Consider the following 16,838-nt stretch of genomic DNA (forward strand, 5'->3'; position numbering starts at 1 on the left):
CCCTCGGGGCCGGTTACAGCCTGGCACCGCTGACATTTGAGAGCGTCAGCTTGAGCGAATGCGCCAGTGCAGCACCGTGTCCCATGCCTTCGAGTACTTCAAAGCGGGCGTCAAAGCCGGCCACGCGATCCATTCGTTGTGCCAGCGCGCGCAGCTGGTCGTTGATTTCCCGGTCGCTGCCACCGCTGGAGTAGGGGCCGCGATGGTTGAGCTCGGCGTCGCCGCGCATCAGAAGGGCGCTACCGGGGTGATCCGACGGCCATTGAAATCGATTCGCTTCCTCGATGACCTGATAACCGTTCCAGTGAAGCGTGGGACTGGCGGCGTACCAGTGATCAAACAGCGCTGGCCGGGTGAAAAGCGCATGCAGGACAAACAATCCGCCAAAGGAGTGGCCCCAGAGTGCGCGTGCGGACGTATTGATGGGCAGGTCGCGCTCGGCCTCTGCCATGATGGTGTCATTCAGGAGCTTGATGAAATCATCGGCCCCGCCGCCGCGGCGCTCGGGGTGCCGGTCGTTGACGATGGGTGCCTGATCGGGGCGTTTCGGGGTGTAGTCCCACTGGCGCGCCTCGACATCAAAGCGGGCATCCGTGTCGTAGCCCAGCGCCACCAGCACCGGCGGTGTGGCGTTATCCATCGCCTTCAGGTGCTGCTCGTCCAGCGTCGCCAGCGCAGCATTGCCATCGAGCAGATAGATCGGCGTATAGCCGGCCTCGGGGGGCTCTTTTTTGGGAATGGCAACGGTGATGCGGTAGTGGCGCTGCCCGTCGGCACTGGTCAGGCGATGCTCCCGAAAGTCGTAAACGCTGGAGCCCTTCTCGACGATGCCTGGCGGCAGCGGCTCATTGAAGTCGGGACCCGGACGTGCGCCTGCCGAAAGTGACCAGAAGGCGCCGGGCAGCAGGGCCATAAGGGCCGTTGTGGTGGCGCCCTTGAGCAGTCGGCGTCTGGTGCCATCGCAGGGGTGGTGCTGTGTCATGTGGTCTCGCAGCGAGGTGTGTTATCCCTATGACCGCGCCGCCGGGCATTTGCTCCGACGGCGCGGTCATCCTTTCGCTATTGAAGGGATCAGAACGAGGCGGTCAGCGAGGAATAGATGGCGCGACCCGGTTCGTTATAAGTCGCCGCACCTGAATCGCTGCTGTTGCCCTCGCGATAGAGGCGCTTGTCGAACAGGTTTCTGACGCCAAAGCTGCCGCGCAGATGGTCGGTGAAGGTGTAGCCCACGTTGAAGCCGACAATGCTGTAGGGCGAGAGGCTGTCATCGTTGATGCCGTTGCTCTCCTGAAAGCGTGATGTGGCGCGCGAAGGCGCTTCCTGCTTGCCGTAGGCCGTCCAGTAGAGCTGGGTATTGAGCCGCTCACTGATGGTCCAGTCCAGCGTGGAGTTGAGCGTGAACTCCGGAATGATGGAGAGCGGGTCACCGGTCTCCTTGTCCTCGGATTCGATCATGTACGTCACGTTGTTGCTCCACAGCAGACGGTCCGTCAGCGGAATCTGCAGGTTGCCCTCAAGGCCCTGAACCACGGCGCGGTCGGCATTGCGCCACTGCAGCACATCCGTGCCGCCACCGGTCACGGCAACCGGATTGAGCCCGGAGACGATCTTGTCCTTGTAGTCGTTGCGAAAATACGTCAGCCCCGCGACCAGATCCCTGTCGCGATACTCGATGCCGATCTCCTTGTTGATGCTGGTTTCGGCGTCAAGATCCTCGTTGCCGACCAGATAGCAGGAGTTCTGCGAGCCGATCGGGCAGCCATTGCCCCGCGAGTAGAGCAGGTAGTTCGGGTTGGTCTGATAGAGGTTGGGCGCCTTGAAGGCACGGGCCACGCCGGCCTTGAGGGTGACGTGATCGCTGAGCTCCTGGGAGGCGTTCAGGCTCGGGCTCCAGTTGCTGCCGGCCTCGCTGTGATGATCAAGGCGCAGTCCGGGCGTCACGATGGTGCCCGGGCGCAGTTCGATGTTGTCCTCGACATAGACGCCGCTGAGCTCGGCGCTGGTCCTGTCGCTGCCGCTGGGCGCAAAGCCTGCCAGACTGCCGGTCTCCCCGAAACTCTGGTTGGTGCCGCTGGGGTCCTCCAGTGTATCGCGATTCCACTCGCCGCCGAAGGTGATGACCTGTTCGAATACGCGGCTGGTGTAGTAGTCCGCCTCGGCGCTCAAACGCCAGGAGTTGAGTTCATTGGTGGCGTAATCATTACCGTCCTGGATCAGGCCTTCGGTGCGCCCGGCGGTCCCTTCATTGAGACGGGTATTGCGTGTGCGCTCGTACTGCGCCGTCAATCGGGTGTCCATGTCATCCCACTCGCCGGTATGGGTCAGGGCGACATTCTGGCGATAGAGCCTATTGGTTTCGGCACCATCACGGGCCAGGTCCTGGGTGAATTCTCCGCCGTTATTCAAAAGCGAATCGCCGGCATAGATATTGCCCTGGCGTGAATAGCCCATCTCGAGATCGAGCAGCTGCTGATCGGTGGCCTGCCAGGAGAGCACGGCGTTGATATCGCGGTTGCGAACCCCTTCGTTGCCGGCGGGTATGCTGTCGGCATTGTCGGCGATGGCACCTTCGTTGACGTCGAAATCGTCGGCGCCGGTCTTGTTGGCGCTACCGTAGAGGCGAAGGCTCACGTCTTCTGACAGGGGCCCGGCGAGGTTGAAGTTGCCGCGTTTGGTGGCGCCTTCCTCGCTGTTGGTGGGCGTGCTGGTAAAGGTGGTGACCGAGCCCATCCACTGCTCGGTGGCCCGTTTGGTAATAATGTTGATGACACCGCCGGCGGCACCCGAGCCGTAGCGCGCTGCTGCCGGGCCACGCAGTACCTCGATACGCTCGACCATCTCCGGCGGTACCCAGTTGGTATCGCCTCTCGAGTCACGCTCACCGCGCCAGCCGTAGCGCACCGAGTTGCGCGAGCTGACCGGCTTGCCATCGATCAGAATCAGGGTGTTTTCCGGTCCCATGCCGCGAATGTCGATCTGGCGATTGTTGCCACGCTGGCCCGAGGCGCTGTTGCCGGTGAGATTGACTCCCGGCATGCGACGGATAATGTCGGAAAGATCATTGGTCGGCGGGCGCTTTTCAATGTCTTCACTGGTGATGGTCGACACCCCCGGGGCCTGCTTGAGTGTCTGCTCGGCGGTACCCAGCACCACCATTTCATCCATGTCGTTACCGGTCTCGCCAGCGACGACCGGGGCGGGTGCATCCGCCGTGACTGCCTCGCTTTCAAGCTGTTGACGTGTCTCAACGGTGGTGGATTGAGCCGCGGCAAAGACACTGCCTGCATAAGGCATGGAAGCAGAAAACGCCAGGACGACGGCGAAGGTAGCGGTATGACCGGAAGTTGAGCGTGGCATTCCCTGGATGATTCCCTTGTGTATTGATCGGTGAGTCAGTCGACTGCACCGATTTATTGTGTCAGGCATGACGATTATTGAAGTCTTTTGTCGATGCCATATTTTTGCAGGGGGTAATGTTAATCGTTCTCATTTTTAAGTAAAGTGCCGTCGCGCGAGGTTAAAAAAGACTTAATGCCTGCAGCAGCAGTCAGTACCCCGGGTGCGGGCTGTTTCAACATGTGGCATGAACAGGGGGAAACATGGCGAGAAGTAACCCAGGGGCATCACACTGGAGCAGCAGGCTAACAGCAGCCGTGGCTGCAGTCATTGCCATGAGTGTGATTGTCTCGACCGGCGTCGTGGCAAAGCCGACACCACCCGAGATCAGCAAAAGCGTCAAACTCGATCACGGCCTTTATGAGGCTGTTTATAGTCCGGATCAGCAGCAGTTGCTGGTGGCCGGGGGTGGCTCGCGGGGCGATGAGGATGGCGGACGAATCTTTCGTCTGAATCCGAAAACGCTGGAAACGCTCGACACGATTCATACGCCGCGTCAGGTATTCGGCCTCGCCGTTGATCCACAGCAGCATCGTCTTTATGCCACCGGCAGCCGGGATGGCTCGCTGACCATCCTTGATGATCGCAGTGGTGAGGTGCTGGCAACGCTGGTACTGGCGGATGTGAGCCAGCCGGTGCCGGAAGGGGAGCAAAAGCATGCCGAGCCTCGCCATGTCGTGATCGATCAGAATAATGAGCGTGCCTATATCACGGGCGTGGCCAACGACGGCAGGGTCTGGGTGGTCAACACGACAACGCTTGAGCAGGAACCCACCATCGAGCATATCGGCAAGCGTCCCACCGGTCTGGTGCTTGATGAAGCGCGTCACCGGCTTTATGTGACACTGATGGGCGAGAACGCCATTGCGGTGATCGATCTCGACAAGGGAGCGCTGATGGACAAATGGCCCACGACCCTTGACGCGCCGATCGATATCGACATGGATCACAAGCGCCAGCGGCTGCTGGTGACCAGCCCGAAGGCAGGGGCACTTGAGGTGATGGATGCCGAAAACGGCAGTGTTCTGGATAGTTACCCGGCCGGTGATGGTGCGCTGAGCGTGAAACTTGATCCGGGCAACGATCATGTCTATATCGCCAACCGCAATGCCGGTACGGTCACGATACTTGATGGCGAGGGCTATCGGGAGATCGTGACGCTTTCCACCGGCACGCATCCCAATACGGTCACCATTGATCCGGCAACGCATCACGCCTTCGTGACCAACAAGGCAGCACGTCAGGGCAAGCAGGATGACCCCGACGATGATCAGGGCAATACGGTCACGCTGATCACACCCTGAACGGTGGTGATGGCAATGCAGGGTTTTAACTGATAATCATTTACATTCATGTGGCGGGCTGTCACGCCTTGTGACATCCTGACCCACTGAACATTTATTGCAGGGGATTATTCATGCCGGGTATGCCAAAGACCGCTTCACGTTCGGTTCGCCTGCTACAGGGCGCGCTTGTTGCACTGGGACTTGTGACCCTGTCAGCCCCCTGGGCGGTGGCCGGTGAGCAGCCGACCCAACAGGCAGCAGGAGCTGCGCAGCAGGACGCTTCCGAGCATATTGTGGCGCAAAAGGACGTTGCCAAGGGCCTTTACGAACTGGTGTTCAGCCCGTCGCAGCAGGCGATTTATGTGGCAGCCACCGACGGCTTTGGCAAGGGTGAAAGTGATAATCAGGGCGGTAGCATCTATCGACTGAATTCACAGACGCTGGAAGTCGAAGATGCCATTGCACTGGATCAAAAGCCCTTCGGACTGGCGCTGAACGAGAAAACACAGACCCTGTTTGTGGGCCATACGCTGGATCAGAGCGTAACCGCCATTAACCTGGACGACAACAGCACTCGACATCTGGCGCTGGCCACCGAGGAAGAAAAGGCCCAGGCGAAAAAGGACGATGTCTTCGGTCCCAATCCGCGTCAGCTCAGCGTTGATGAACAGAGCAATACGCTTTACATGACCGGTGTAGGTGACAAGAGCGTGCTGTGGGTCATTGATGGTGACAACCTCACTTTGACCGATACCATCGAAGGCTTTGGCACCTGGGCGACCGGCCTTGCCGTGGACCACGATGGCAAGCGGATCTATGTCTCCACCATGAAGGACAACGCCGTGCGCGTGGTCGACATGGACAGCCACAGGATTGTCGAACAATGGCCTACCGGCGGTGAAGGCCCGCTGAATCTGGCGCTGGACGCTGAAAGGCATCAGCTGTATGTCACCAATGCCGGCAGCGGCAATGTGACGGTGCTGGATACGCAAAGCGGCAAGCTCAAGGATACGCTTGAAAGTGGTGAAGGGGCGCTGGCCCTGATGCTGGAAGGTGATCGCCTGTACGTCACCAACCGCAAGGCACAGACGGTGACCATTTATGACCGCGACAGCCACAAGCTGCTGGATACGGTTCAGACACCGCTGATGCCCAATAGCCTGATGGCCATCTCCGATGCCTCGGGTGTCTATGTGTCGCTCAAGCAGGCACTGGATGACAAGCATCAGACCGACAAGCTCGACCGCGTCATCCATATCAAGCCCTGATGCCATCAACATCAACTGATATGGCACATGTTGAAACGGCCTCCTGAACAGGAGGCCGTTTTTTTTTCAGACCATCTTCAAAACGCTCACGATTTGATCCGGCACAACATGCGCCGTGCCGCCCTGAGACGGCTCAGGAGTCGGTTTCCTTGCCGGTATCGTTGCTCGCACTGCTGTCAACGCTCGAACCGCGCTCGGCGCTCGCACCGCTATCGGCATTATTGTTGCTAACGGCATTGGTGTCGTTATCGCCGTTCGTGTCGTTATCAGCGTTGTCGGCGTTTGTGCCCGTGTCGGTGTCCCTGTCATCACCGATGTCGGTCGCGCCTTCGGCATTGGCGGTTCGGGATGGGCCGAAGTCGTCGGTGTGCTGCTGATTCTCGCCCCCATCGTTGTAGCCGTCCGGCTGTTTGCCCTGACCGGGATTGATGGCGTTGGGCGAGACGTTGCCCTGCGTTTGACTCTGCTGCTGCTGGACATTGCTGCTGGTATCCACCGCCAGGGCTGGCGTGGCTGCCAGTGCCAGAACGAAAGGTGCCATCCATGTTGCTTTCATGCGGTTTCTCCTGTGTCAGGATTGCCTTCCAGCACGTTCATGACGCACTGAACAAGGCCCTGAGATATAGCGACATCGAGTACAGTTTGGCCTGCACCTGAAAGACACAATATAGATTACGGGCAGGGGAATGCCTGAGTAGACAGAGAAATCTTCTGGATAAAACAGGTTGCGGATAAGGAAGGGAGCAGGCAGGGCAGGTGACAAAAACACCAGGGGCGCAACATCTGGTGTTGCGCCCCTGGTCAGTCAGACATCGGCCGATCAGGAATCCGTATCGGTGTCCGTGTCGGTATCCAGATCCATGTCACCGTTATCGGTGTCAGTATCGGTGTCCAGATTGCTGCCTGTGCCACCGGTCTGGCGTGTCATCTGACCGCCATTGTCGGCATCGGCATTGCCCATGCCGGAATCCATGCTGCCAGAGGTAGTGCCCTGCTGCATTTGACCCTGCTGAGCGCCGTCCTGTACCTGACCGTTGTCGGTATCCGTGTCATCAGCCAGCGCGGGTGTTGCGGCCAGTGCCAGTACGAAGGGTGCAATCCATGTCGCTTTCATGATGTTTCTCCTGTCCTTGGGATAAAACTCAACAGGCCCTGTCGCCTGCTGATCAAAAGCCTGGCTGCCGTGATCCGGCAGCGCAAACGATGACCTCCCCGAAATTATTTATCCATATCAATCCTTGAGGACAAATTACTGAAAACAGGGGAAAATTTTTTCTTAATATTTGCTGAAAAAGAGGGCGCTGTCGTGCCGACGTTGATGCCGGCATAAACTGCGACGGCAATGGGTGCGTGTTATAACGGAGACTTTGCGACATAGACGAGGTTTTCCGCCATGGCTGAGGCGACATCCTGCCCGACAACAAAACTGCGACTGGTGTTTGATGGCGGTCTGGTACTGGGGCCGGGCAAGATTGATCTGCTGGAAGCCATCAGGGAAACAGGCTCCATTTCGGCCGCGGCCAGACGTACCAACATCAGCTATCGCAAGACGCGTCATCTGATTGATGCGCTCAATACAGCCTTTGGCCAGCCACTGGTCCTCTCCAGCAAGGGCGGCGCTGCTCATGGCGGTGCCCGGCTGACGCCGCTGGGGCTTGATATCGTCGCGCGCTATCGACGCGTCGAACGACAGACCCGGGACGCGGTGGCGACGCATTTCGGCGATTTGATGAACACGCTGCCGCCATCCGACGACGCCACCTGACGCAGTATTGCCAGGCCAACACGCTCTGATAACAGCCGGTTGAAGCTGTGTTGTTACGAGGGTATTTGAGCCGGGATCTTCGATGTGCAAATATAAGCACATCGATTGGCGCTGTTCGTGGCGCCTCTACATTGATTGCATCCATTCCCTCTTCAAGGAAGACGATTTTCCATGCTCAGGCCTTTCGTTACCCTCACGGCTGCCGGTCTTTTGTTCTGCAATACAGCCAGTGCAACAGAGCGCATTGATGTTCAGGCTGCCGCTTCTCTCACCGATGTCATGAATACCCTGATCGAGCAATACGAACAGCACCACGATGTGGACATCGTGCCGGTATATGCTTCCTCCTCGACACTGGCGCGGCAAATTGCCCAGGGAGCGCCGGCGGATATCTATCTTTCTGCCAACGAGAAGTGGATGAACTGGCTGGAGGACCATGGCGAGCCGGTCCACGATCGACGCGATCTGCTCAATAATCGTCTGGCGCTGATCACGGCAGACGGCAGCGATATCGAAGATTTTACGCCGGACAGCGACCATCCGCTGTCGCAGTATCTCAAGGATGGCGAGCGTATTGCCGTGGGGGATCCGGCGCACGTACCGGCCGGTATCTATACCCGGCAGGCGCTTGAACACCAGGGGCAGTGGCAGGCGCTGGAGCCACGTCTGGCCCGTGCCAGCGACGTTCGTGGCGCGCTGGCGCTGGTCGAGCGCGGCGAGACGCCGCTGGGTGTGGTCTATGCCACCGATGCCATGGCGGGCAATCATGTGCATCAACTGGGGCTTTTCCCATCGGACAGCCATGACCCCATCACCTATCCGGCAGCGCTGCTGGGCAAGGACCCGAGCCCGCAGGCGCAGGCGTTTTTGCAATGGCTGGAAAGCGATGACGCGGCCAGTGCCTTTAAGCAGTACGGTTTCGAGGTTAACGGATCGGATGATGCGAACTGATCAATCCCCGGACCGCGCCAGCGTGAGGATGTCGCTGTGCTGACACCGCTTGAAATCGAGGCGCTGCGGATCAGTCTGCAGGTCTCCGGCACGGCACTTTTGATTATTCTGGTGCCGGGCATTGCCATGGCGTGGCTGCTGGCCCGCCATGAATTTTTCGGCAAGTCGTTGCTTGATGGTCTTGTGCATCTGCCGCTGGTATTGCCCCCGGTGGTAGTGGGCTATCTATTGCTGGTGGTGATGGGGCGTCGCGGCATCGTGGGCGGCTGGCTGTATGAGCACCTGGGCCTGTCGCTGCCCTTTACCTGGCAGGGGGCAGCGCTGGCGGGTGGCGTCATGGCCTTTCCGCTGCTGGTGCGCGCCGTCAGGCTGTCGCTTGAAGCGGTGGACCCGCGGCTCGAGGCCGCCGCGCGGACGCTGGGCGCTTCACGGCTGCGGGTCTTTTTTACCATTACCCTGCCGCTGGCCGTGCCGGGACTGGTGACGGGTGCCGTGCTGGCCTTTGCCCGAGCGCTTTCCGAGTTTGGCGCCACCATTACCTTTGCCTCCAACATTCCCGGCGAGACGCGCACGCTGCCGCTGGCGCTGTATTCATTGATTCAGACACCGGGCATGGAAGATGCCGCGGCGCGACTTTGTGTGGTCTCGATCGTGGTCGCCATGGCCTCGCTGGTCGCTTCCGAATGGCTGGCACGACGGACCCGACGGCGCATGGCCGGTCGGGACCGGGGGGAATCATGATGACCCTGATACCGTCACCGATACTGCGGAGAGGCCAACATGCTTGAACTGTGTATTGGGCACCGCCAGGGCAGTTTTGATGTCGATGTCGATATCATGGCGCCCGGGCAGGGCGTTACGGCACTCTTTGGCCATTCCGGCAGCGGCAAGACCACGCTGCTGCGCATGCTGGCCGGTCTTGATCGCCCCGATCGGGGCCATATTGCGCTCAACAACCGCACGTTCGTGGATACCGAACGACGGATTTTTGTACCGCCTCACCAACGGCGTCTGGGCGTGGTCTTTCAGGAGGCGCGGCTTTTCCCCCATTACCGGGTGCGCAGCAATCTGACCTATGCACGTCGGATCACGGGGGGCGCGGCATTTGATCGGGTGGTGGATCTGCTGGGCATCGAGTCACTGCTGGCGCGCATGCCGGGCGCACTTTCGGGCGGTGAGACGCGCCGGGTGGCGATTGGTCGAGCGTTGCTCGCCGAGCCGGAAATGCTGCTGATGGATGAGCCCCTGACCGGCCTGGATGGCGCGCGCAAGCAGGAACTTCTGGACTATATCGTGCGCCTGACCCGCGAGATCGATCTGCCGATTCTCTTTGTCAGCCATGACCCGGAAGAGCTGATGGCGATCGCTGAGCAGCTTGTAGTGCTGGACCGGGGCCAGGTCATCGCCAGCGACCGGCTGGAGACGCTGCTGTCGCGCAGCGATCTCAATCCCTGGCTGGGAGGATTCGAGGCCAGCACCCTGTTAACGGCCCGGGTGCTGCGCCATGACCCAGCCTGGCACGCCACGCGTCTGACACTTGGCGATGGGCAGCGCCTGACCCTGCCGCTGCTGGACAGCGGTGAGGCGCAGGATGTTCGTGTCCGCGTGCGGCGCCGTGACGTGGCCATCGCGCTGTCGCATCAGGGTGACAGCAGCTTTCGCAATCAGCTGGATGCCGTGATCGAAGCGCTGTCGCCGGGGGCGCCCGGCACACTTGACGTCACGCTCGTGGTTGGTGAACAGCGGCTTTTTTCACGTATTACCCTCGAGGCGGCCGAAGCGCTCGGACTCAGGCCAGGCCTTGCGGTGGTGGCGCTGATTCGAAGCGTGAGTCTGGCTGGTTAGCATCGGGATTTTTTGTCGTTTCTGACTACCCTGAAAAAAACCGATGGCGCGTCCTGCGAAGTCGTTGACCCGGTGAGGGAGCGGCCTCACGATGCGCCTTTTCGCCATCACCTTTTGTGCGTTGTACGCCGAAACAGGGGAATGTCATGTTTGGTCTGCCGTATCAGGGTATTGCCACCTTCTTGAAAGCGCCGCAGGACAGCTCGCGGCCCTTTGGTTTTCTGGGGTTGCCCTATGACTGCTCGGTCACCTTCCGTCCGGGGGCGCGCATGGCACCCAATGCCCTGCGCCGGGCCAGCATGATGCTGACCGATGGCCGCCACCCCGAGTTCGAGACCGACCCCTGCGCGCTGGTCAGTGATCTGGGCGATCTCGATATCATGCAGGTTGGCCAGCATGACGCACTGCGCCGCATCGAAGCCGGCGTCATGGCCGCCTGTGAGCAGGCGCCGAATCAGACGCTTTTGTGTGCCGGCGGCGATCACATGACGACCCTTGGCGTGCTGCGCGCCCAGCGCCGCCTTCAGGGCCAGCCACTGTCACTGATTCACTTTGATGCCCACTGTGATACCTGGGCCAGCCACTTCGGCGATGACATTGGCCACGGCACCTTTTTGCGCAATGCCATCGATGAGGGACTGGTGGCGCCGGAGCGGACCCTGAGTCTGGGGCTTCGTTCGCCGGTCGAGCCCTCCACGCGGGACTGGCTGACCGAGCAGGGTGGGGAGTGGCTGAGCTCGCGCGAGTTGATGAGACTTGAAGGAGAGGCGCTGGCGCAGAAGGTGCGTGAGCGCATGGGGGCGTCACCCATTTACATCACCTTCGACATTGATGTGCTGGACCCGGCCCATGCGCCGGGCACCGGCACACCCGAAATCGGCGGGATCACGACCATGAAGGCGCTCGAGCTTCTGGAAGCCCTGCGCGGATTCAATCTGATCGGTATGGATGTCGTGGAGGTTTCTCCGCCCTACGACCCGCAGGAGATCACCTCACTGGCGGCAGCCACCCTGCTATGGACGTTTATTGCCATGCGTGGCGAGCGGGACTGAGGCGCCACACCCTACGGCGTTGCGGCTGCTTTTCTTGATCTGATAGAGCGCCTCGTCGGCCTGCTTGATCAACGCTTCGCCCGACAGCGGATGTTCGGGCGAGGAGACGGCCACGCCGGCACTGATAGTGACGTATTTGTGGGTCGGCGAGGGTTCATGGGGCAGGCACTGGGCTTCCATGGCGGTGCAGACGCCGCGGGCAATATCCATCGCGCGATCAAGGTCGAAGTCGGGCAGTACGATCACGAATTCCTCACCACCTACCCGTGCCACAAGATCCGACTCGCGCTGAAAGATATCCCTGAGTGTATCGGCAATGGTCTTGAGACACTGATCGCCTTCAGGGTGTCCATAAAAGTCGTTATAGAGCTTGAAGTGATCGACATCGATCATGATCAGCGCTACGGGGCGTTCAAGACGATGTGTCAGTGACAGGATACGTGGCAGCTGACGATCCAGCAGTCGACGATTGCCCAGTCCCGTCAGGGCGTCACGGTTGGTCAGGGCCTTCAGGTGTGCATTGCGCTCGTTGAGATCATGAATGAGCGTCTGAAATTCGCGTGCCATGACGCCCAGTTCATCACCGCGTGCCTGCAGCCAGGGCGGCGGCGAATCCAGATGTTCGCCCGGGGACTGGCGCAGGGCGCTGGCATAGCGTGACAGTTCACCGATGGGGCGCAATACGATGGCGCGAAACACCCACAGCATGATCATCATGAGCAGCAGCAACAGTCCCAGCGCCCCCAGCATGGTCAGGTTAAAGCGCTCGATGCCGGCACGCAGGCTGTGGCGCTCAAGGCGTGTGGTCATCATGACCTGATAGCCCGGCGTGGCGCTGTCGCGCAAAAGCGTCAGGCGCAGGCTGTCATCGCTGTCAGCATCAATGACCACTGCGGATTTATCGGTGCTGGCCGTCACGCTCTGGCGAATGGCGGAAAGCGTCAGGGTCGAGGCCATATGCATCGGGTTGGGCCGCCACTGCCCGGGGAGAAAGCGTACCAGGGTCAGCTTGCCTGAAGGCAGCGTACTGCCATGTCGGGCGATGGGCCAGGTGCTCAGCAGGGCAAATTCCGGGCGGACGCCAATGCGCGTAACGGTGTCGGTCAGGGGCAGCTGGCGTTGAATCTGGCGCACCTGCTCAAGGGTCCACTGACACGAACCCGTGGGCCTGGCACAGGAGGTAAAGTCGCCGGTGACGGGGTTGCGTCCGGCAATCCAGGCGACGCCATCATTGGCGTTGGTGATCAACATCATGTCGGCGCTGCGATCGGCAAATACAGCCGAGGTGATATGCGTCTGTGGAAAGCCCGGCAGACTGCCTTCCATGAAATCCCGGGTGCTCGCCCAGCTTGCCCATTGAAAGGCCATGTCGCTGAGGGCTCGAGCGTTATTGTCGATGCTCTCCTGCAGGACGTTGGCGTAGACGTGAGCGCTCTGTCGCTCCTCACTGATCAGATTGGGAATCATCAACTGATGAAGAATGAATACCAGGATCCCCATGACCAGCATCAGCATGATCGAGAGCGTAATGATGAATCTGTTGCGCAAGGAGTTCAGGTAGGGCATCGACAGTCCCGGCTGAGGCGATCAGATAATGCTGTTAAAGAATAAATTGTGACCAGAAAGCTCCTTTTTTAACGGCACTGCAAACACAAACTTTATGGTAGCTCGGAGCGCCGACATGGGAGAGTAACGATCTGATGGCCCGGGCAGCATGACGCGCCAAACAGGTAGAAGAAAGGAAGGACGCTGTCCATTAATTTTAATTAAATTAGTGCCGATTGTCACTGCGGGGCGGTTGATCCGGCCTTATGGCGTATCTGCCCGGACAGCATATTGCCCGGCGAGTGAATATGAGATGATCAGCGTCATCTCGATGAAACAGCAGGTTACGTCATGATTTATCCTCGTTTGCTGGCTGCCACCCTGTTGACCCTGCCGCTGTCACTCCCGGCGCTGGCCGATGTACAAGACGCCGATCAGGACCGGGCAGCCACCACCGCGACACGGGAGACCGGGTCACAGGCCTCCGACAATGAGCCATCCAGTGACAGCGCGTCCGATGACACTGTCTCACAGGAAGTCTCTCAAAAAGATGGCGACAGTGCAGACACCACTGCTGCCGGTGAGACGCCAGAGGCTGACAAGGGACCGCGCCACGTCAAGGCGATGGTGATTACCACGTTCGGTCCGGAGCGCAGGGTCTGGAGCAAACGACTGTCACCGACGCAGGATATTCAGGTGCCAGGTCTGCACGGCGCCTTCGGCAGCGTCAGTTGCAACGATGACGATGTCTGTCTGATGACGACCGGCAAGGGGTATGCCAACGCCGCGACCTCCATTTCCACGCTGGCCTTCTCGCCGGAATTCGATCTCTCCGAAAGCTGGTTTCTGATCTCGGGTGTAGCCAGCATCGACCCGCAGCAGGGCACGCTGGGTTCCCCCACCTGGCCACGCTATCTGGTGGATGTCGGCATCCAGTGGGAGCTTGATGCCCGCGATATCCCCGAGAACTGGACCACGGGCTATCTAAGCATCAATACCCATACGCCCACACAGGGTTCCCATCAGGAGTACGGCACCGAGTTCTATCATCTGGATGACGCCCTCGTTGATCGCGCCGTGGCACTTTCAAAAAGCGTCGAGCTTGCCGACAGCGACAGCGCGGCGGCCTATCGCAAGCACTATGACAAGGCGCCAGCCAGTGAAGCGCCCAGCGTCGTACAGTGTGACAGCGTCTCGAGTGATACCTGGTGGTATGGCCACCGACTGGCCGATCGCGCTCGCCAGCTGGGCGAGCAGGTCGCCGGCGAGAAGGCCAATATCTGCACCGGCCAGCAGGAAGACAACGCCATTCTGACCGCGCTCAAGCGCGCCGATGAAGCCGGGCGCCTGCAGCGCGAGCGCACCGCCGTGGTCCGGGCCGGCGCCAGTTTCAATCGTCCCTACGAGGGGCTCTCCGATGCCGACGGCCTGACCGGCTATGCCAAGCAGGGTGGTTATACCCCGGCCCTGACCAACATGGTGCGTGCAGGCTATCCACTGATCGAGTCGATCGTGACGGACTGGTCGCACTGGCAGGAGGGCGTGCCGGAGAAGATCGCGGACGACGCTCAAAAGGGGGATGGTGAGGCGCCGTCCTCTGACAGGTCGACCTCTGATGAACAGACAGCCTCATCAGATGAGGGTGACGATGAGACGGCAACCGCTGATGAGAAAGAGAGCTCGTCAGATTAAGGGGCCGTTCGGCATTCAATGCCTTTAAAAGCGCCCGGCCCTTGCCGGGCGCTGTGCTGTCGATACGCTCATGTCAGATGCTCGTGTCAGGCATCCATGCCGGAGCGCTCGGCAGGGCGGGATTTTGCGCGAGTCTGAACGATAGTGGTGGCCCCCGGGGTCTGACGACTAGAATTGATCTCAATCAACTATTGCTGGGAGCAGCGGAGGCATGAAGATCATCCTGATGCGGCATGGAGCGCCGCAGGTACGTTTTGATGAAAGGATGGCCGCTGCGGATTTCAGGGACTGGGTGGCGCGCTATCAGCTGGCGGGCCTTGATGAGGGCACGCGCTGCGATCGTGCTCTGTCAGTGGCTCAGGAGTGCGCCGCCGTGGTTTGCAGTGATTTACCGCGTTCGCTTGAGTCGGCGTTGCGTCTGGAAGCGGGCAATATTGTCTACAGTGATCCTCTGATGCGTGAAATTGACCTGCCTCACGGGAGCGGGCGCTGGCCGACGCCGTCACTACCGACCACCTTCTGGCTGATCGCCTTTCGCGCCCTGTGGCTGCTGGGTTATCACGGTAATGCTGAAGGGCGCCGGGCAGTGTTCAGTCGCGCCGATGCCGCGGCCAGCAAGCTGATCGAGCTTGCCGGGGAGCACTGCTCGGTGCTCTTTGTCGGCCACGGCATGATCAACCATCTGCTGGCGCGAGAGCTGCTCTCGCGCGGCTGGCAGGGCCCCAAAAGGCCCGGCCGTGCGCACTGGCAGTATGGTGTCTATGAATATCAGGGGCAGGCCATCGCCTGACCTGACGCTCTGCCATGGTCTCGGGCAGGGCGTTACAACGACATTAGTCCCGGCGAATCAGGGTGCGCTCGACTTCGATGCGGCCGGGCTTGAGCCTGCCTTCGATGGCGCTCAACACGCTGGAGAGCGCCAGCGTGGCGATGCGCTCATGATCCTGCTGCATGGAATTGACCTTTAGTGGCAGAAAGTCCAGCAGCCGGTCGTTGCCAAAGGTTGCCATCTGTAGATGGCGTGCCTGGAGTGCCGCCATCGAATATCGTGTCAGCAGCACATCCAGTGCCCCCTCCAGCAGCGTATAGGACGCCGTGACCAGCGCCTGGGGCATGTCATGATGCTCAAGATGCTCACGCATGAGCGCCATGCCGGTTTCCCTGTCATAGCGCGCACCCGAGTGGAGGTGCGCGCGTGCCGCCTGCCCGCCGTGTGCTGCCATCGCCGCCCTGAATCCTTCCCGACGCTCCAGGGTGTTGGCAAGTCCGGGCAGGGCATCAAGCCATACAATTTCCTGCACCTGCGGTGACAGCACCGAGGTGGTCAGGGTCATGGCAGTCTGGCGGTTTTCACTGATGATGCAGGGCATCAGCGTGTCATCGAGTGCCCGATCAACGGCCACTACCGGCATCCCGGCGCTGATCAGGCGCTGATAGCGTGCCTCTCCCGGCGGCAGGCTCGAGGCCACGATCAGCCCATCGCAGCGCCTTGCCTGCAATGCGCTGAGCAGCTCGCGCTCGGTGTCCGGATCATCGTTGGAGCTGACCATCAACAGCTGATAGCCCGCTCGGCGTGCGCCGTGTTCGAGCAGCTTGGCCAGCCGCGCGTAGCTGGTGTTTTCAAGGTCCGGCAGCACAAAGCCCAGTGTGCGGCTGACGCCGCGACGCAGGGCGGCAGCATGAGCATCCACCCGATAGCCGTGTTCCTCGATCACCGCCATGACACGCTTGACCGTGGCCTCGCTGATGCGGTGCTGGCGTGACTTGCCATTGATGACATAGCTTGCCGTGGTCCGTGATACGCCTGCCAGGCGCGCAATCTCTGCAAGCGTCATGATGTTGTTTCCCGATATGAAAGGCAGGAGCCTGTCAATACGACGTGGGTCCATGCCATTGGTGCTTGATTCACCGGCTAATCTCTTTCAGCATTACGGCAAGGAAAAGGTGACACGATTCAGCCATGCTGTCATGAACTGTTTCATGCTGTTCTGCGCGCCGGCCAGCGTCATCTGATAGCGCCGCTTGCGCAGATTTGCCA

General features: G+C 60.2%; 15 protein-coding genes. 9 read left to right on the plus strand and 6 right to left on the minus strand.

The genetic code is table 11. From position 1 onward, the window contains the following. Positions 1-13: 13 nt before the first annotated feature. Together IE123_RS00895 and IE123_RS00900 are read right to left on the minus strand one after the other, a co-directional pair. A complete protein-coding gene (locus tag IE123_RS00895; protein WP_189514179.1) occupies positions 14-982 on the minus strand; it encodes an alpha/beta hydrolase in 969 nt (322 codons plus the stop codon). Between the two features lie 89 nt (positions 983-1,071). Beyond that, positions 1,072-3,357 carry a FepA family TonB-dependent siderophore receptor gene (locus tag IE123_RS00900; protein WP_308430175.1) on the minus strand — a complete coding sequence of 762 codons (2,286 nt, stop codon included), beginning with the start codon at positions 3,355-3,357 and terminating at the stop codon, positions 1,072-1,074. 314 nt (positions 3,358-3,671) lie between these two features. Between IE123_RS00900 and IE123_RS00905 the strand changes: the two genes are divergently transcribed. Both IE123_RS00905 and IE123_RS00910 read left to right on the plus strand, forming a co-directional pair. Beyond that, complete coding sequence (locus IE123_RS00905; RefSeq protein ID WP_189514181.1) at positions 3,672-4,700, plus strand: YncE family protein; 1,029 nt, start codon at positions 3,672-3,674, stop codon at positions 4,698-4,700. Positions 4,701-4,813: 113 nt separating this feature from the next. Continuing rightward, the gene (locus IE123_RS00910; protein ID WP_189514183.1) at positions 4,814-5,950 is read left to right on the plus strand and encodes a YncE family protein; all 1,137 of its coding nucleotides are present in this window, start codon (positions 4,814-4,816) and stop codon (positions 5,948-5,950) included. A 133-nt stretch (positions 5,951-6,083) separates the two neighbouring features. Here IE123_RS00910 and IE123_RS00915 read toward each other — a convergent pair whose 3' ends face one another. Together IE123_RS00915 and IE123_RS00920 are read right to left on the minus strand one after the other, a co-directional pair. Further along, positions 6,084-6,506 (minus strand): hypothetical protein, encoded by a 423-nt coding sequence (locus tag IE123_RS00915; RefSeq protein ID WP_189514185.1) that lies wholly within the window; start codon positions 6,504-6,506, stop codon positions 6,084-6,086. A 264-nt stretch (positions 6,507-6,770) separates the two neighbouring features. Next, positions 6,771-7,064: a hypothetical protein gene (locus IE123_RS00920; protein ID WP_189514187.1), complete on the minus strand. Its 294-nt coding sequence runs from the start codon at positions 7,062-7,064 to the stop codon at positions 6,771-6,773. Positions 7,065-7,343: 279 nt separating this feature from the next. On the opposite strand from IE123_RS00920, the gene IE123_RS00925 reads away from it, so the two are divergent. From IE123_RS00925 to speB, 5 genes are all read left to right on the plus strand, one after another. After that, positions 7,344-7,715 carry a winged helix-turn-helix domain-containing protein gene (locus tag IE123_RS00925; protein ID WP_189514189.1) on the plus strand — a complete coding sequence of 124 codons (372 nt, stop codon included), beginning with the start codon at positions 7,344-7,346 and terminating at the stop codon, positions 7,713-7,715. 171 nt (positions 7,716-7,886) lie between these two features. Then, positions 7,887-8,666 (plus strand): molybdate ABC transporter substrate-binding protein, encoded by a 780-nt coding sequence (gene modA / locus IE123_RS00930; protein ID WP_189514192.1) that lies wholly within the window; start codon positions 7,887-7,889, stop codon positions 8,664-8,666. A gap of 36 nt (positions 8,667-8,702) precedes the next feature. Further along, entirely contained in the window at positions 8,703-9,407 is a 705-nt protein-coding gene (gene modB, locus IE123_RS00935) for a molybdate ABC transporter permease subunit (protein ID WP_189514194.1), read from the plus strand. A gap of 39 nt (positions 9,408-9,446) precedes the next feature. Beyond that, the gene (gene modC / locus IE123_RS00940; protein WP_189514196.1) at positions 9,447-10,511 is read left to right on the plus strand and encodes a molybdenum ABC transporter ATP-binding protein; all 1,065 of its coding nucleotides are present in this window, start codon (positions 9,447-9,449) and stop codon (positions 10,509-10,511) included. 146 nt (positions 10,512-10,657) lie between these two features. Next, entirely contained in the window at positions 10,658-11,563 is a 906-nt protein-coding gene (gene speB, locus IE123_RS00945; RefSeq protein WP_189514198.1) for an agmatinase, read from the plus strand. Here speB and IE123_RS00950 read toward each other — a convergent pair. Continuing rightward, on the minus strand, positions 11,525-13,129 hold the full coding sequence (locus IE123_RS00950) for a sensor domain-containing diguanylate cyclase (RefSeq protein ID WP_189514206.1): 1,605 nt from the start codon (positions 13,127-13,129) through the stop codon (positions 11,525-11,527). The genes speB and IE123_RS00950 overlap by 39 nt on opposite strands. 330 nt (positions 13,130-13,459) lie before the next feature. Here IE123_RS00950 and IE123_RS00955 point away from each other — a divergent pair, with 330 nt between their 5' ends. Next, a complete protein-coding gene (locus tag IE123_RS00955) occupies positions 13,460-14,800 on the plus strand; it encodes a purine-nucleoside phosphorylase (protein WP_189514208.1) in 1,341 nt (446 codons plus the stop codon). 211 nt (positions 14,801-15,011) lie between these two features. Beyond that, complete coding sequence (locus tag IE123_RS00960; RefSeq protein ID WP_189514210.1) at positions 15,012-15,590, plus strand: histidine phosphatase family protein; 579 nt, start codon at positions 15,012-15,014, stop codon at positions 15,588-15,590. Between the two features lie 43 nt (positions 15,591-15,633). Here the strand turns inward: IE123_RS00960 and cra are convergent, their stop codons facing one another. Next, positions 15,634-16,635 (minus strand): catabolite repressor/activator, encoded by a 1,002-nt coding sequence (gene cra / locus IE123_RS00965; RefSeq protein ID WP_189514212.1) that lies wholly within the window; start codon positions 16,633-16,635, stop codon positions 15,634-15,636. Between the last annotated feature and the right edge of the window lie 203 nt (positions 16,636-16,838).

Origin of the sequence: Kushneria pakistanensis, from assembly GCF_014652795.1 — a bacterium.
Classification (GTDB): domain Bacteria; phylum Pseudomonadota; class Gammaproteobacteria; order Pseudomonadales; family Halomonadaceae; genus Kushneria; species Kushneria pakistanensis.

Coding starts and splice junctions, on each gene's coding strand:
- modA (WP_189514192.1), top strand. CDS start 7,887: ATGCTCAGGCCTTTCGTTACCCTCACGGCTGCCGGTCTTTTGTTCTGC.
- modC (WP_189514196.1), top strand. CDS start 9,447: ATGCTTGAACTGTGTATTGGGCACCGCCAGGGCAGTTTTGATGTCGAT.
- IE123_RS00960 (WP_189514210.1), top strand. CDS start 15,012: ATGAAGATCATCCTGATGCGGCATGGAGCGCCGCAGGTACGTTTTGAT.
- cra (WP_189514212.1), bottom strand. CDS start 16,635: ATGACGCTTGCAGAGATTGCGCGCCTGGCAGGCGTATCACGGACCACG.
- IE123_RS00915 (WP_189514185.1), bottom strand. CDS start 6,506: ATGAAAGCAACATGGATGGCACCTTTCGTTCTGGCACTGGCAGCCACG.
- IE123_RS00950 (WP_189514206.1), bottom strand. CDS start 13,129: ATGCCCTACCTGAACTCCTTGCGCAACAGATTCATCATTACGCTCTCG.
- IE123_RS00905 (WP_189514181.1), top strand. CDS start 3,672: ATGAGTGTGATTGTCTCGACCGGCGTCGTGGCAAAGCCGACACCACCC.
- speB (WP_189514198.1), top strand. CDS start 10,658: ATGTTTGGTCTGCCGTATCAGGGTATTGCCACCTTCTTGAAAGCGCCG.
- IE123_RS00955 (WP_189514208.1), top strand. CDS start 13,460: ATGATTTATCCTCGTTTGCTGGCTGCCACCCTGTTGACCCTGCCGCTG.
- IE123_RS00910 (WP_189514183.1), top strand. CDS start 4,814: ATGCCGGGTATGCCAAAGACCGCTTCACGTTCGGTTCGCCTGCTACAG.
- IE123_RS00920 (WP_189514187.1), bottom strand. CDS start 7,064: ATGAAAGCGACATGGATTGCACCCTTCGTACTGGCACTGGCCGCAACA.
- IE123_RS00900 (WP_308430175.1), bottom strand. CDS start 3,357: ATGCCACGCTCAACTTCCGGTCATACCGCTACCTTCGCCGTCGTCCTG.
- IE123_RS00925 (WP_189514189.1), top strand. CDS start 7,344: ATGGCTGAGGCGACATCCTGCCCGACAACAAAACTGCGACTGGTGTTT.
- IE123_RS00895 (WP_189514179.1), bottom strand. CDS start 982: ATGACACAGCACCACCCCTGCGATGGCACCAGACGCCGACTGCTCAAG.